The sequence below is a fragment of the Streptomonospora mangrovi genome (assembly GCF_027604915.1).
In the GTDB taxonomy this organism is placed as follows: domain Bacteria; phylum Actinomycetota; class Actinomycetes; order Streptosporangiales; family Streptosporangiaceae; genus Streptomonospora; species Streptomonospora mangrovi.
On the sequence record NZ_JAJAQC010000024.1, the window covers coordinates 13,336 to 27,115 of the forward strand.

A 13,780-nucleotide genomic window follows, 5' to 3' on the forward strand; every position below is an offset into this window, starting at 1 on the left:
GCGGGCGCTCCCTGATGCGCCCCTGCGTTTTCCCGCGCGCCCTGGTGGCCAGCACTGAGCGCGTGCCCGCCTCCCCCGGTCCGGGGTCCCGTCCCGTCCTGCTCGTCGGACGGGCGGCCCGGACCGCCGCCGCATGCCCGGCGCGCCGTGCGCGCGCCCCCGCTGCCGTGCCGCCGTGCCGCCCGTCCCGTCCGCCGCCCCACCAGGGCCGGCTGGAACGGACCCGCCATGGCACGCACACCGCGCGACCGCGCACCCCGCACCACCTCCGCCGCCCCCGCGTCCGCTGGGCGCCGCACCGGCAACCGGCGCCGCTACTCCCAGAACTTCCTGACCGACCCCGCCGTGGCCCGCGCCGTCGTGCGCGCCTCGGGCGTGGGGCCCGCCGACACCGTCTGGGAGGTGGGCGCGGGCGAGGGCATGATCACCCGCCACCTGCTGCCCGCCTGCGCTCACCTGACCGCCTACGAGATCGACCCCCGCCTCGCCGCGACGCTGCGCCGCCGCTTCGGCGGGCGGGTTCGCGTCGTCCGCGCCGACTTCCGCACCGCCCACCCGCCCTCAGCCCCCTTCCACGTGGTGGGCAACATCCCCTACGCCATCACCGCCGCGATCGTGGACTGGTGCCTGGCCGCCCCCTCCCTGCGCTCGGCGACCCTGGTCACCCAACTGGAGTACGCCCGCAAGCGCACCGGCGGGTTCGGCCGCTGGTCGCGCCTGACCGTGCTGCACTGGCCCCGGTTCGACTGGCGGATGGGGCCCCGCATCCACCGCGACCGCTTCACCCCGGTGCCGCGCGTGGACTCCGCGGTGCTGCTGCTGCGCCGCCGCGACCGGCCCCTGCTGCCCCGCGAGGCGCTGGGCGAGTACCGCCGCCTGGTGGAGACCGGGTTCACCGGTGTGGGCGGCAGCCTGCGGGCGTCCCTGCGCACCGCCGCGCCCGTCCGCCGCGTCGACGCCGCCCTGGCCTGGGCCGGGGTGCCGCGCGGCGCCCTGGTCGCCGAGGTCTCCCCCGACCAGTGGGTCCGCCTGTTCGCCCACCTGCACCGCCTGGAGCCGGGCACCGGCTGAGGCGGCGGGGCGGGCCGCCGCGCGGGCGGCCCGCCCCCCTCGACCCGCGCAGGTCGTGGCCGGTGCGCCGGTCATGCGCGCCGCCGGGGCGCCCGCGCGGGCCGATGCAGGAGTGTCGGTGGGCGCGGCCATACTGGAGGGCGGCGTGACCAGGCGGCGACGGGAGGGGCGATCGGTGCTGGTGCTGCACGGGTGGTGGCGCCCCGGCGCCCAGGGGGCGCCGGGCGCGCTGCTGGTGTGGGGCGAGCACCCCCCGCCCGGCGCGGGCGCCCGCCGCCCCGGCGTGCACCCCTTCGCCGCCTCCCCCGCCGAACTGCGCCGCGCCCTGGCCGCGCGGGCGCCCCGCACCGACCCCGCCGCCTCGGTGGAGCGGGCGGCGCTGCGCCTGCCCACCGCCGGCACCACCCCGCTGCCCTCCCCCGCCCACGGCGCCGCCGCCGCGCCCCACCGCCCCGCCTGGGGCACCTGGCGGGTGCCCGCGCTGCGCCTGAACCCCGCCGCCGCCCGGCCCCTGCTGCTGGCACTGGCCACCGCGCCCGACCCCGACCCCGCCACCGGGCCGGGCCTGGCCCACCTGGGCGAGGTCGCCGCCTTCGCCGCCCGGCTGGCCGCGCGCGGCCACCTGCTGCCGGCCCTGGCCGCACCCGGCGCCCAGTGGCGCCCGGTGCTGACCGGCGCCGCCCAGACCCACCTGGACGCCCTCACCGCCGCCCTGCCGCCCAGTGCCCAGGCCGAGGACCCCGCCGCCGACCCCTCGGCGCGCCTGCTCGACGCCCTCACCCACCTGGCCGACGCCCACGCCCGCGCGCTGCTGGCCGGCCACCCCGCACCCGGCCACCCCCTGGCCGCGGCCCTGGCCGCCCCGCGCCCCCGCCCCCTCAGCCCCGCCCCGCCCGGATTGGGCGCGCGCCTGGCCGCCTGGCACCGCGACGCCCGCCGCGCCCGCACCGGCGCCCACCTGGTGCTGCGCCTGCGCGACCCCGACACCCCCCAGCAGCCCTGGCACCTGGAGTTCTGGGTGGCCTCACGCGCCGACCCCAGCCTCCAGGTACCGGCCGCCGCCCTGTGGCAGGATGCCGACCACGCCGCCGCTGTTGGCCCTGAGGCCGGCACCGCCCTGCTCACCCAGTTGCGCGCCGCCGCCCGCCACTACCCCGCCCTGGCGCCGGCCGCCGCCCAGGCCGCACCCACCCACCTGGCGCTCACCCTGGGCCAAGCCCACACCTTCATCACCGCCGACGCCCCCCGGCTCACCGCCGCCGGCATCGGCGTGGTCCTGCCCGAATGGGTGGGCCGGCGCCGCCTGGGCCTGCGCCTGACCACCCGCGAACGCCCCGCCGCCGCCCCCGGCGGCATCGGCGCCGGCGACCTCCTGGACTTCTCCCTGGCCGCCGTCTGCGACGACGACACCCTGGACCTGGACGAACTCGCCCGCCTGGCCCGCCTCAAGGAGCCCCTGGTCCACCTGCGCGGCCGCTGGCTGCTCGCCGACCCCGCCCACCTGCGCGCCGTCGTGGCGTTCCTGCGCCGCCGCGGCCACGGCGCCCTCCACCGCTCCCAGGCGCTGCGCCTGGCGTTGTCGTCGGCCTCCGAGGCGCCCCTGCCCGTGGTCGGCGTCGACGCCGACGGCGCGCTGGGCGACCTGCTGGCCGGCGCCGCCCACCAGCGGCTCCACCCCCTGGCCGACCCGCCCGGGTTCACCGCCTCCCTGCGCCCCTACCAGCGGCGCGGCGCCGCCTGGCTGCGGTTTTTGGACCGCCTGGGCCTGGGCGCGGTCCTGGCCGACGACATGGGGCTGGGCAAGACCGTCCAACTGCTGGCGGTCCTGGCCGACGAACGCGCCCCCGGCCGCCCCGCCCCCTCGGGCCCCACCCTGCTGGTGTGCCCGGTGTCGCTGCTGGGCAACTGGCGCCGCGAGGCCCAGCGGTTCGCCCCCGGCCTGCGCCTGCACACCCACCACGGCCCCCGCCGCGCCCGCGGCAACGACCTCGCCCGCGCCGCCGGCGCCGCCGACCTGGTCCTGACCACCTACGGCACGCTGCGCCGCGACGCCGAGGAGATGGCGGCCCTGCCCTGGGACCGCGTCGTGTGCGATGAGGCCCAGGCGCTGAAGAACGCCGACGCCGCCCAGGCACAGGCCGTGCGCCGGCTGCCCGCGCGCGCCCGCGTCGCGCTGACCGGCACCCCGGTCGAGAACAACCTGGAGGAGCTGTGGGCGGTGGTGGACTTCGCCAACCCCGGCCTGCTGGGCAGCCGCCAGGCGTTCGCGGCGGGGCTGGCGGCCCGCGCCGCGCGCGCCGCCCAGAACGGCGGCGGTGAGGACTCCCCCGGCACCGGCGACGAGGGCGAGGACCCCGCGGCCCTGCTGCGCCGCGTTACCGGCCCCTTCATCCTGCGCCGCCTCAAGACCGACCGCGCCATCATCACCGACCTCCCGGCCAAGCACGAGATGCGCACCTGGTGCACCCTCACCCCCGAGCAGGCCACCCTCTACCAGGCCGCCGTCGACGACATGGCCGCCCGCCTGGCAGAGTCCGACCAGCGCGAACGCAACGCCGTGGTCCTGGGGACGCTGGGCCGCCTCAAGCAGATCTGCAACCACCCCGCCCAGTTCCTGGGCGACGGCTCGCCCCTGGCCGGGCGCTCGGGCAAGCTCGCCCGCCTGGAGGAGCTGCTGGAGCAGGTGGCGGCCGCCGGCGAACAGGCGCTGTGCTTCACCCAGTACACCGCCCTGGGCGACCGCCTGGCCCCCTACCTGCACCAGCGCCTGGGCGTTGAGGTGCTGTGGCTCCACGGCGGCACCCCCCGCGCCCGCCGCGAGGAGATCACCGCCCGCTTCCAGGCCGCCGACCGCCCCATGGTGCTGCTGCTCTCCCTCAAGGCCGCCGGCACCGGCCTCAACCTCACCGCCGCCAACCACGTCGTGCACATCGACCGCTGGTGGAACCCGGCGGTGGAGGACCAGGCCACCGACCGGGCGTTTCGCATCGGCCAGCGCCGCGACGTCCAGGTGCGCAAACTGGTGTGCGTGGGCACCGTCGAGGAGCGCATCGACGAGCTGATCGAGCGCAAGCGCCGCCTGGCCCGCGCGGCGGTGGCCACCGGCGAGCACTGGCTGGCCGACCTCACCACCGACCACCTGCGCGACCTGGTGCGCCTGGCGCCCGAGGCGGTCGCCGCGTGAGCCCGGCCCCCGCCGCCCGCCCCGGCGCCGAGTGGGCGCGCCTGCTGCGCGGCCTGGCCCCCGACCCCGCGCCGCCGCTGTGGCGGCGCGCCCGCGCCCTGGCCGAATCGGGCGCGGTGAGCGGGCTGAAGGTGCTGCCCGGCGAGGCCGCCGCCCAGGTGCGCGGCCCCGGCGGGCCGGCCGCCGCGAGCCTGCTGTGGCCCCCGGCCCAGGACCAGGAGTGGGACCGCGCGGCACGGGCGCTGGCCGACCAGCCGGTGTTTCGCGACGCCGTGCTGGCCGGGCTGCTGCCGGTGGAGGCCGGGCGGGTGTGGGAGCTGGTGGGCTGGCCGGCGCTGCCCCGCCGCTTCGGCGAGGTCGCCTGCGTGTGCTCCTGCCCGGCCTGGGAGGACCCCTGCGTGCACGCCGCCGCCCTGCTGTTCGCCTTGGCCGACCAGGTCGAGCGCGACCCCTTCACCGTGGCCGCCTGGCGGGGGTGCGCCCGCGAGGAACTGCTGGAGCGGGTGCGCCGCGCCGCCGCGCCCGATCCCGCCCCCGCCGCCGCTGCCGACCCCGGGGAGTTCTGGGCGGCGCCGCCGCTGCCGGCCCTGCCGCCGCTGCCCGGCGACCCCGCCGCCACCTGGGCACCGCCCCCCGGCGGCGCCGACGGCGAGGATGTGGCGGCGGTGCTGGCGCCGCTGTACGCCCGCCTGCTGCGCGCCGAGACCGCCCCGGACCCCGGCGCGGCCCCCGGTCAGGATCCGCCGCCCCCGCCGCCGGCGAAGGGCTGAGCGCGGCGCGGGTGCGGCCCGGCCCCGGCGGCCCGGGGCCGGGCATCCCGCAGCGGGTCAGCCGGTGCGGGCGGCGCGCAGGCGCTCCACCAGCGCCGCGCGGTCCTGCTCCAGCGCGGCGGCAGCGGCCACCGCCCGGGCCACCCCCTGGCGGATCGGCTCGTGGACCACCCCGGGCACCCGCTCGTCCAGCACCGCCAGCGCCTTGTCCGCACCTCCCTCGGCGTGGGCCGCCAGCAGCGCCCGCGCCTCCTCCAGACCCGCCTGGCGCAGCGCGGCCGAGGAGGCGGCGTCGCGCAGGCCCAAAAAGTGCCAGAACCCCACCGGCGGGAAGAACGGCAGGTCGCGCGCCGGCAGTTGGCGCCGGTGCGCGGGGGCGGTGACCACCTCCCACTGGAGGGAGTCGTCGTCGGCCGCGTAGCAGCAGACCCGCTCCATGCGGGCGCTGCCCCGCCCCTGGGTGAGCAGGAGGTCCACCCCCGAACCGGGGAAGCGCAGGATCGCCCAGGGGTGGCCCATGGCCCGCGGCCGGTGGTGGCGGGCCCGGCGGCCGTCAGCACCCTCCACCAGGTAGTCGTCGGAGTAGTTGCCGGGGCGGTCGGTGACCGCCGCCACCCGGAAGCCCGACAGCCGCCCGGACTGCCCCAGCGGGGACTCCACCCCCTCGGGCAGCCGCACCAGGGACAGGCTCTGCCGCTCCCACTCCCAGCCCGCCTCGGGGCCGGCGGAGAAGAACGCGGGCAGGGAGGCCTGCGCGGCGGTGGCCTCGCCCGACCAGGCGTACCACCCGGTGTCGCGGCCGCGCTCCCCGCCCAGCCACACCGTGGTGCCGTCGCTCATCTGCCCGGCCCAGCTCAGGCGCTGCGGGACGGCGGCCAGCCGGTGGCCCGTCCACTCGCTCACGGCGTGGGCGGGGAACTCCCGCGCCCAGCTCGCGGTGGACCAGTCGCCCTCCCGGTCCGGGTCAAAGCGCTCGTTGGGCCGGTCGGACCAGTAGGCCCACCCCGCGCCGCCGGAGGCGCCGGGATAGGCCACCAGGAAGCGGCCCTGGAGGTGGCGCACCACCGGGACCGGCGGCGCCTCGCCCTCGCCCGGGGGTTGCAGGTCCACGACGCCCACCCGCCCGGAGTGGTCCACCGCGATCGCGCGCTCGCGCCCCACCAGGGTGCACACCGGCCAGGAGGAGCACACGCGCAGCACCGCCTCGGGTCCGCCCAGTTCGGCGACGGCGGCGTCGAAGGCCGGCCACCCCAGCTCCTCGGGCAGCCCGCCGCGCAGGGCCCGCAGCAGCGGACCGGCCCCCTGCACCGCGGCGACCTCCTCCTCGACCCCGGCGAGCGCGGCGGTGGCGGCGTCGTCGAGCAGGCGGTCCAGGGTGCGCAGGCTGTCGGCGGCGCTGGGCAGGCCGGCCGCGCCGATGTCGGCGACCAGGCGCCGGACGCGCTCGCGCACCAGCGGCACCACCTCGGGGATGTCGGGGAAGGCGGTGATGGCGCTGCGCGCGGCGGCGGGCGGGGTGGCGTTGGGGTCGCGGTGGCGGCCGGAGACCTGGCGCTCCAGGCGCGGCCCCAGCACGGGGTGGGCGAACAGGAGGCCCAGGTGGGGGCCGTGCAGGAAGGCGAACTCCCGGCCGCGCGCGGGCAGGTGCACCGGGATGTTGTGGGCCAGGCAGGCCGCCAGGAGCTCGGCGTCCAGCCGGGAGTGGCCGCACTCGGAGGACCAGGTGTCCAGGGGGCGGTCCTCGGCCCGCAGCCGGGGCGCCAGCCGCGGCAGGATCGCATACAGCCGCTGGGGCATGCGCTGGGCCATGACGCCCTGCCCGCTGCCGGTGTACTTGAACAGCCGGCTGAAGCGCTGGAGCCAGCCGGACACCCCGCCCCGGGGGGTGACCTCGCCGCGGGCCAGCGCCTCCACCGCGCCAGACGCCTCCAGCAGGTGCAGCCACGCGCCGCCGTCGTTCTTGACCCACCTCCCGGGCGGGAACAGCTCCCACAACGCGGCCAGGCGCTCAGGCGGCGGCGGGGCGGCGGCGAACACCCGGGCGGCCTTGGTGAACAGGGCCGGGGGCACGGCGGTGCCCCGCGAGGCGGCGAGCAGGTCGGCCAGGGCGCGGGCCACCTCCTCCTGGGCGACGCCGGCGGCCGCGGCGGTCTTGGCCAGCAGGGTGTAGGTGCCGGCCGCCGGGGCGCTGCCCCCGGCGGCGCGCGCGGTGACCAGCGCGCTCAGCGCCGGATAGGCCTCCGCGGGCGGCAGGGTGGCGGTGATCCACTCCTGGAAGGCGCGGACCTCCTTGGCGGGCAGGGCGCCGGCGCGGGCCAGGAACAGCGCCTGGGCGGTGTGGTGGCCGGTGTCGAGGTCCAGACCGTGGTCGGCCTCGGCCTGGCGGGCGCGGGCATAGGCGCGCGGCGCCGCCCACAAGGCCTTGGCCCCGCCCAGCAGCACCAGCCCCTGGGCCGCGCCGTCCCACAGCCAGGGCCGCATCTCCGGAGGCACCTCCTGGGCCAGGCGGTCCAGGGAGCGCAGGAAGTCGTCGGCCTTGCGCGCGGCACCGGGCAGGTGCCGGTGCAGGCGCTCCTGCGCCTCGTGCGCCGCGGGCAGCAGGTCGGGGCGGTCGCGGCGCGCCCAGTCCGTCAGCAGGCTGACGTCGCCGGAGGAGGTGGGGAGGGTGAAGGTCATGCCGGGATGGTGGCACAGCCCGCGGACAGACTCCGGCCGCGCCCGGGCGGCTATCCGGATGCGGCCAGGGCGCGCAGCAGCGCCACCGCCCGCTCGCCCTGGGCGTAGGGCACGAACAGGTGGTCGTGGTGGAATCCGGCCACCACGTTGCAGGCGATGCCCTCGCCGGCCAGCGCGCCGGCCACCGCCGCGGTCAGGCCCACCGCTTCCAGCGCCGAGTGCACCCGCAGCGTGATCCACGCGCAGGGGAAGGAGGAGATCAAGCCGGTGCGCTCGGCCTCGGCGCGCTCGCACACCACCGTCCACCCCTCGGGCTCGGCCACGGTGACCACCGCCGCCAGGCCCTCGGGCACGCGCGCACACGAGGCGAACACGTACTCCCCCGGGTGGGGGTGGGGGTCCAGCCCGGCCAGCAGGCGCGCCAGGTCCCGCTCGGGCGCGCTCACGCGCCGCGCTGGGAGGGCCGGGCGCGGAACACCTGGAGGCGGGTGTTGTAGTACTTCTCGGTCTCCCCGACCCACTCCATGCCCAGCCGCCGGGCCGTGGCGATGGCCCGCGCGTTCTTGGGCCGGGCCACCGCGAACAGCTCCTCCACGCCCTGCTCGAACGCCCAGGCCACCAGCGCCCGGCTGGCCTCGGTGGCGTAGCCGTGCCCCCAGTGGCGGGGGTCTAGCTGCCAGTTCAGCTCGAAGTCCTCCTCAAAGGGCGGCAGCAGCCGCAGCGACAGCCCGCCGATCAGGGTGTCGTCGGCGCTGCGCACCACCGCCCAGCGCCCCGCCGGCGGCACCAGGTTGGGCTGGGCCTCCGCCCACGCCGCCAGGACCGAGCGCATCGCCTCCACGTCGGTGACCACCCGCATCTCCGGGGTCAGCCACCGCGCGACCTCCTGGGCGCCGTAGATGCCCAGGGCCGCCTCAGCGTCGTCGGTGCTCCAGTCGCGGATGGTGAGCCGTTGGGTGCGCAGCACGGGCGTCGAGGTCATAGGGGGCATGCTAACCAAGAACGGGCGCTTTTGACCGGTGTGCCCCAGCCTGTTCGCCGGCGCGGCCCCACACAACGACGGCGGGGCCGCCCGGAGAAGACTCCGGACGGCCCCGCCGTACTGCGAAAACCTGGGGTCAGAGGCCCTGGACGTTCTCGGCCTGCGGGCCCTTGGGGCCCTGCGTGACGTCGAACTCCACGCGCTGCTCTTCCTCAAGGTTGCGGTAGCCGTTGCCCGCGATGTTGCTGTAGTGGACGAACACGTCCGGGCCGCCCTCGTCCTGCTGGATGAAGCCGAAGCCCTTTTCGCTGTTGAACCACTTGACGGTGCCCTGCGGCATGTGCGTCTCCCATTCGAGATCGGTCCCGACCCCGCACTTTGCGGTGTCGGCGGGTGCTGCGAACTTTCTCGAAAAGAAAAACGCCCGCTGGTCAACAACTCCGCAGGCGCAAACAACATGCGCGTTCAGGCGAAATCACGACTGCAACCCGATGCCTCAACACTACCACCCATCCGCCCACGCGCCAGGTGCGCTGCGTCACGCCCGCGCCACGATCCCCCCGGCACTCCACCCGGCCTGGGCAAACACGCGGCAAAACCGGCGCGCTAGCGCGCCCGGCGGGGGTCGGCGGGCAGCCCGAACAGCGGGAACAGGCGCGCGGTGTCCAAGAAGGAGTTCAGCGCGCTGATACGGCCACCGCGCACCTCGACCACCTGGAGCGCCCAGGGCTCGAACCCCCCGCCGGGCGCCGGGCGGTACTGCCCGAACGCCGCCGAGCCGTTGGCCGCCACCGGCACCAGCACCGACCCCCGGCACCCGTGCCCGGGACCCAGCATCCACGAGCAGATGTCGGGCGCCCCCTGGAGCCACAGCGCATAGGGCGGCATCGACAGCGTGGCGTCCTCGCGCAGCAGCGCGGTCAGCGCCTCCAGGTCATAGGACTCAAACGCCGACACATAGCGCCGCAGCAGCTCCTGCTGCCGGCTGTCGCCGGGGCGCAGCGGCTCGGTGGCGCCCAGGTCGCCCGCCGCCGCCAGCGTGGCCCGCGCCCGTTGCAGCGCGCTGTTGACCGAGGCCACGCTGGTGCCCAGCAGTTCGGCGACCTCCGCCGCCCGCCACGCCAGCACCTCGCGCAGGATCAGCACCGCCCGCTGGCGCGGCGCCAGATGCTGCAACGCCGCCACGAACGCCAGCCGCACGCTGTCGCGCAGCGCGACCTCCTCGGCCGGGTCGCCCGAGCCCGGCAGCGCCCGGGCGTCGGGGAAGGGCTCCACCCACACGTCCTCGCCCAGCGCCGGACCCAGCACGGGCTCGGCGCCGCCGGCCGGGCCCATCTCGACCGGGCGGGCCCGCCGCTCGCGGCCGTTGAGCGCGTCCAGGCAGGTGTTGGTGGCGATGCGGTACAGCCACGACCGCAGCGAGGAGCGGTGCTCGAAGCGCTCATAGGCCCGCCAGGCCCGCACCATGGTCTCCTGCACGGCGTCCTCGGCCTCAAAGGCCGACCCCAGCATCCGGTAGCAGTAGCCGGTCAGCTCCACGCGGAAGCCCTCCAGGCGGTCGGCCAACTCGGCCGAGCCGAGCTGCTCGGGCACCGGACGCTCCGAGCGCGCGGTGAGTTCGCTCATGGGTGTGCCCCTCCGGCGCCGCCGGAGCGCCGGCCGCGCGGGCCGACACCGCCCGAAGGCCGCCTTTTCGCTGGTGGTGAGTCTTTTCACCACCCTAGCCGCGGGGTGTGACAAACCACAGGACCGCGCCACCGCCCCCGGGAGCGCACCGTCCCCGGCCCCGCCACCCACCTGCCCGCCACCACCCACACCGCGCCGGACACCGGCCACGGCAGGGAACCTCGACCGCCCGCCGCCGATGACCCGGCCCCCTCACCCCGGGTCATCCGACCCCGGCGCCGCGCCCTCCCCCACCCCCGCCGCCGCGTCCCCCACCGCCCCCACCGCGGCCCCGCGCCGCCGGCTCACCGCCACCAGCACCAGCGGCACCGCGCCCGTGTTGCGCAGCCACCGCAGCCGCAGCCCCGCGAAGAACAGCACCGCACCCGCGCCGAACCGCGCCCGCGACCCGTCGCGCGTCTCCACCTCCACCTCGCCCCCCTTCACCACCACCAGCGCGTCGCGCCACACCGCCGCCTCATAGGGGCGCACCTCACCGCAGCCCAGCACCACCTCGCGCCGCACCACACCGCCACCGCCCATCACCGCACCCCCGCCCACGCAACCGGACCCCACGCCCACTAAGACCGGCCCCGCGCCCCAAATCCATCGGTCCCGCGCCAAGCGGCACGCCAGAGCGGGCCCCGCGCGCCTCACCCGGCGCCGGGCACATCCGGCAGCGGCCCCCGCCCCGGACCCGCCCGCAGCCCGTCCACCAGCACCGCCAGGTAGCGGCGCCACCGCAACGCGCCCTCCTCGCCCGGCAGCGCCATCACGGCGTCCACCATCGCCGCGATGGGCGCGATGTCGTGGGGACCCACCCCCTCGCGCAGCGCCCCCTGGTCCCGCGCCCGCTCCACCAGCGCCCCGCAGTGCGCCGCGATCTGGGCGCGCGCCCCCGCCAGCGCCGGCCCCAACTCCCCGCCCTGGCGCATCAGCTCCCGCAGCCCCCGGCTGCGCGCCGCCCGCCCCAGCGCCTCCTCCAAGAACCCCGCCAGCGCGCCGAACGCGTCGGGCGCCTCCAGCGCCGCGCGCGCCAACTCCGCGATCTCCGCCAACTCCTCGGCGAACACCGCCTCGGCCAGCGCCCGCTTGTCGGGGAACCTGCGGTAGACGGTGCCCACGCCCAAGCCCGCGTGGTGGGCGACGTCGTTGAGCGTGGCGCCCAGCCCCCGCTCGGCGAACACCGCGCGCCCGGCCGCGACCACGCGCCGCCGGTTCTCCTCGGCGTCGCGCCGCAGCGCGCGCCCTTCCCCCGCCGCGTCCATGGGCTCTCCTCACGCTCGTCAGCAGAAGCGGACACACCATATCCGGTTCGTGGTACGGTCTCCACGAAACCGGATAGTCGATATCCGGTATCCGCTTTCGGCTGCCGCCGCCCCCGCGAAAGGAACCCCCATGCGCACCATCGTCATCACCGGAGGCACCGACGGCCTCGGCCGCGCGCTCGCCCTGCACCACCTGAGCCGCGGCGACCGCGTCATCGCCGTGGGCAGCACCCCCGCCAAGGGCCGCGCCCTCCTGCACGACGCCGCGCGCCGGCACCCCTCAGCCGCCGACCGCGCCGCCTTCCACCAGGCCGACCTCACCTCCGCCGCCGCCACCCGCCGCCTGGCCGCCACCCTGCGCCACACCCACCCCCGCATCGACGCCCTCGTCCTGTGCGCCCAGCGCTACCGCCTCCTCGGCCCCCGCCACCTCACCCCCGAAGGGCTCGAGCACAACTTCGCCCTGGCCTACCTCAGCCGCTTCCTCCTCAGCCACGACCTGCGCGCCGCGCTGGAGGCCGCACCCCGCCCCGTCATCATGAACGTCGCCACCCCCGGAGTCCCCCTCGGCCGCATCCACTGGGACGACCTCCAGCTCACCCGCGGCTACAGCGGCACCACCGCCACCCTCCAGTCCTTCCGCGCCAACGACCTCCTCGGCGCCGCCTTCGCCGCCACCCACCCCCGCACCCCCGTCCGCTACATCACCTACAACCCCGGCGTGGTGGCCACCGGCATGCCCGACCACCTCCCCCAGCCCCTGCGCACCCTCACCCGGGCCGCATTCCGCCTCATCGCCGCCCCGCCCGACACCGCCATCGCCCCCATGTGCCGCCTCCTGGACGACCCGCCCGCCCACCCCTTCACCGCCTACGACCGCACCCGCCCCCTCCCCCTCACCCGGCGCGCCTTCGACCCCGAGGCGGCCCTGCGCCTGCACCGGGCCACCCGCGACCTCCTCGACACCCTCACCCCCCAGGAGCCCTAGCGCCGCAGCGCCCCGGCGCGGACCCGGTGCGGGATCAGTGATGGCACAGGCAGAACGGGTGGCCCGCCGGATCGGCGTAGACCCGCCAATTGGCCTCCGCGCGCACCTGGTCGGTGCGCTCCAGAACCCTCGCCCCCAACTCCAGCACCCGCGCCTCATCGGCCTCGATGTCGTCCACGTCGAAGTCCAGGTGCACCTGCTGGGGCGACCCCTGCCCCGGCCACTCCGGCGGCCGGTAGTCGGCCACCCGCTGGAAGGCCAGCGGCGTCCCCGCGAACCCCCGCACCTCCACCCAGCCCGGATCCTGCGGATCCACCACCACCTCACCGCCCAGCAGCGCCGCGTAGAACTCCGCCAGCCGCACCGGGTCCGGGCAGTCCAGCGCCACCGCCTGAAGACCGCGAATCATCCGCCGCTCCTCCCACTCGCTCACACCCGCCCCACCACGGGACCGGGCACGCGCAACCTACAGCGGCCCGCCCCCACCGCGCCGCACCCCACCCCCGCAACACGCCCACCGCGCTGCCCCGCCGCCCCTGTCACCACCCCGCGATAACCTGCCCACCCGGCACTCGCCCCGGGCGCCGCCCGCCCCACCACCAGGAGCTGACCACCGGTGACCAGATACGCGGCCCTGCTGCGCGGCGTCAACGTCGGCGGCCACAACAAGCTGCCCATGGCCGACCTCCGCGCGCTGCTCACCGACCTGGGCCACACCGGCGTCGCCACCCTCCTCCAGAGCGGCAACGCCGCCTTCACCGCCGCCCACGACGACCCCGACCGCATCGCCGCCGACATCGCCGACACCCTGCGCACCCGGGCCGGCCTGGACATCACCGTGATGGTCCGCACCGCCGCCGACCTCCAGCGCGTCGTCGCCGGCATCCCCTTCCCCGTCCGCGACCCCGCCAAGTGCGCCGTGGCCTTCCTCAACACCCCCGTCGACCACGACCGCCTGGCCGCCCTCGACCCCGCCGCCTACGCCCCCGAGGAACTCGCCGCCGGCGAACGCGAGCTGTACCTCTACTTCCCCAACGGCCTGGGCCGCGCCAAGCTCACCGCCGCCCTCGGCTCCCGCCTGCCCGGCCCGGCCACCGTGCGCAACTGGACCACCACCACCCGCCTGCTCGCCCTGGCCGAACGCGGCTGAGCCCCGCCCGCCCCGCCCCGGCACAG

The 13,780-nt window shown here is 77.4% G+C and carries 13 protein-coding genes; 5 read left to right on the top strand and 8 right to left on the bottom strand.

All coding sequences use genetic code 11. The annotated features are described in order from the left end of the window. Positions 1 to 228 precede the first annotated feature (228 nt). The 3 genes from erm (at position 229) to LG943_RS14675 (ending at position 5,025) form a co-directional block, all read left to right on the top strand. The gene (gene erm / locus LG943_RS14665; RefSeq protein ID WP_270072836.1) at positions 229 to 1,071 is read left to right on the top strand and encodes an ErmE/ErmH/ErmO/ErmR family 23S rRNA (adenine(2058)-N(6))-methyltransferase; all 843 of its coding nucleotides are present in this window, start codon (positions 229 to 231) and stop codon (positions 1,069 to 1,071) included. A 145-nt stretch (positions 1,072 to 1,216) separates the two neighbouring features. Further along, a complete protein-coding gene (locus LG943_RS14670) occupies positions 1,217 to 4,255 on the top strand; it encodes a DEAD/DEAH box helicase (protein WP_270072837.1) in 3,039 nt (1,012 codons plus the stop codon). Beyond that, entirely contained in the window at positions 4,252 to 5,025 is a 774-nt protein-coding gene (locus LG943_RS14675) for an SWIM zinc finger family protein (RefSeq protein ID WP_270072838.1), read from the top strand. Before LG943_RS14670 ends, LG943_RS14675 begins: the two co-directional genes overlap by 4 nt. Positions 5,026 to 5,082: 57 nt before the next feature. Here LG943_RS14675 and LG943_RS14680 read toward each other — a convergent pair whose 3' ends face one another. The 7 genes from LG943_RS14680 to LG943_RS14710 form a co-directional block, all read right to left on the bottom strand. Further along, positions 5,083 to 7,701, bottom strand: a complete 2,619-nt coding sequence (locus LG943_RS14680) for a hypothetical protein (RefSeq protein ID WP_270072839.1) — start codon at positions 7,699 to 7,701, stop codon at positions 5,083 to 5,085. Positions 7,702 to 7,751: 50 nt separating this feature from the next. Further along, entirely contained in the window at positions 7,752 to 8,147 is a 396-nt protein-coding gene (locus LG943_RS14685) for an ACT domain-containing protein (protein ID WP_270072840.1), read from the bottom strand. After that, the gene (locus LG943_RS14690) at positions 8,144 to 8,683 is read right to left on the bottom strand and encodes a GNAT family N-acetyltransferase (protein ID WP_270072841.1); all 540 of its coding nucleotides are present in this window, start codon (positions 8,681 to 8,683) and stop codon (positions 8,144 to 8,146) included. The genes LG943_RS14685 and LG943_RS14690 overlap by 4 nt, the downstream gene beginning before the upstream one ends. Positions 8,684 to 8,819: 136 nt before the next feature. Further along, positions 8,820 to 9,023: a cold-shock protein gene (locus tag LG943_RS14695; RefSeq protein WP_179765883.1), complete on the bottom strand. Its 204-nt coding sequence runs from the start codon at positions 9,021 to 9,023 to the stop codon at positions 8,820 to 8,822. A gap of 266 nt (positions 9,024 to 9,289) precedes the next feature. Then, entirely contained in the window at positions 9,290 to 10,309 is a 1,020-nt protein-coding gene (locus LG943_RS14700) for a sigma-70 family RNA polymerase sigma factor (protein WP_270072842.1), read from the bottom strand. Between the two features lie 252 nt (positions 10,310 to 10,561). Next, the gene (locus LG943_RS14705; protein ID WP_270072843.1) at positions 10,562 to 10,891 is read right to left on the bottom strand and encodes a hypothetical protein; all 330 of its coding nucleotides are present in this window, start codon (positions 10,889 to 10,891) and stop codon (positions 10,562 to 10,564) included. 110 nt (positions 10,892 to 11,001) lie between these two features. Beyond that, entirely contained in the window at positions 11,002 to 11,616 is a 615-nt protein-coding gene (locus LG943_RS14710) for a TetR/AcrR family transcriptional regulator (RefSeq protein ID WP_270072844.1), read from the bottom strand. A 130-nt stretch (positions 11,617 to 11,746) separates the two neighbouring features. On the opposite strand from LG943_RS14710, the gene LG943_RS14715 reads away from it, so the two are divergent. After that, positions 11,747 to 12,604: an SDR family NAD(P)-dependent oxidoreductase gene (locus tag LG943_RS14715; protein WP_270072845.1), complete on the top strand. Its 858-nt coding sequence runs from the start codon at positions 11,747 to 11,749 to the stop codon at positions 12,602 to 12,604. Between the two features lie 34 nt (positions 12,605 to 12,638). On the opposite strand, the gene LG943_RS14720 is transcribed toward LG943_RS14715, so the two are convergent. Beyond that, positions 12,639 to 13,013 (bottom strand): VOC family protein, encoded by a 375-nt coding sequence (locus tag LG943_RS14720; protein WP_270072846.1) that lies wholly within the window; start codon positions 13,011 to 13,013, stop codon positions 12,639 to 12,641. 207 nt (positions 13,014 to 13,220) lie between these two features. On the opposite strand from LG943_RS14720, the gene LG943_RS14725 reads away from it, so the two are divergent. After that, positions 13,221 to 13,754: a DUF1697 domain-containing protein gene (locus LG943_RS14725; RefSeq protein ID WP_270072847.1), complete on the top strand. Its 534-nt coding sequence runs from the start codon at positions 13,221 to 13,223 to the stop codon at positions 13,752 to 13,754. Positions 13,755 to 13,780 lie beyond the last annotated feature (26 nt).

What these genes read in the sequence shown, in the direction of transcription:
- erm (WP_270072836.1), top strand. Translation starts at nt 229, where the DNA reads ATGGCACGCACACCGCGCGACCGCGCACCCCGCACCACCTCCGCCGCC.
- LG943_RS14680 (WP_270072839.1), bottom strand. Translation starts at nt 7,701, where the DNA reads ATGACCTTCACCCTCCCCACCTCCTCCGGCGACGTCAGCCTGCTGACG.
- LG943_RS14690 (WP_270072841.1), bottom strand. Translation starts at nt 8,683, where the DNA reads ATGACCTCGACGCCCGTGCTGCGCACCCAACGGCTCACCATCCGCGAC.
- LG943_RS14695 (WP_179765883.1), bottom strand. Translation starts at nt 9,023, where the DNA reads ATGCCGCAGGGCACCGTCAAGTGGTTCAACAGCGAAAAGGGCTTCGGC.
- LG943_RS14700 (WP_270072842.1), bottom strand. Translation starts at nt 10,309, where the DNA reads ATGAGCGAACTCACCGCGCGCTCGGAGCGTCCGGTGCCCGAGCAGCTC.
- LG943_RS14705 (WP_270072843.1), bottom strand. Translation starts at nt 10,891, where the DNA reads ATGGGCGGTGGCGGTGTGGTGCGGCGCGAGGTGGTGCTGGGCTGCGGT.
- LG943_RS14710 (WP_270072844.1), bottom strand. Translation starts at nt 11,616, where the DNA reads ATGGACGCGGCGGGGGAAGGGCGCGCGCTGCGGCGCGACGCCGAGGAG.
- LG943_RS14715 (WP_270072845.1), top strand. Translation starts at nt 11,747, where the DNA reads ATGCGCACCATCGTCATCACCGGAGGCACCGACGGCCTCGGCCGCGCG.
- LG943_RS14720 (WP_270072846.1), bottom strand. Translation starts at nt 13,013, where the DNA reads ATGATTCGCGGTCTTCAGGCGGTGGCGCTGGACTGCCCGGACCCGGTG.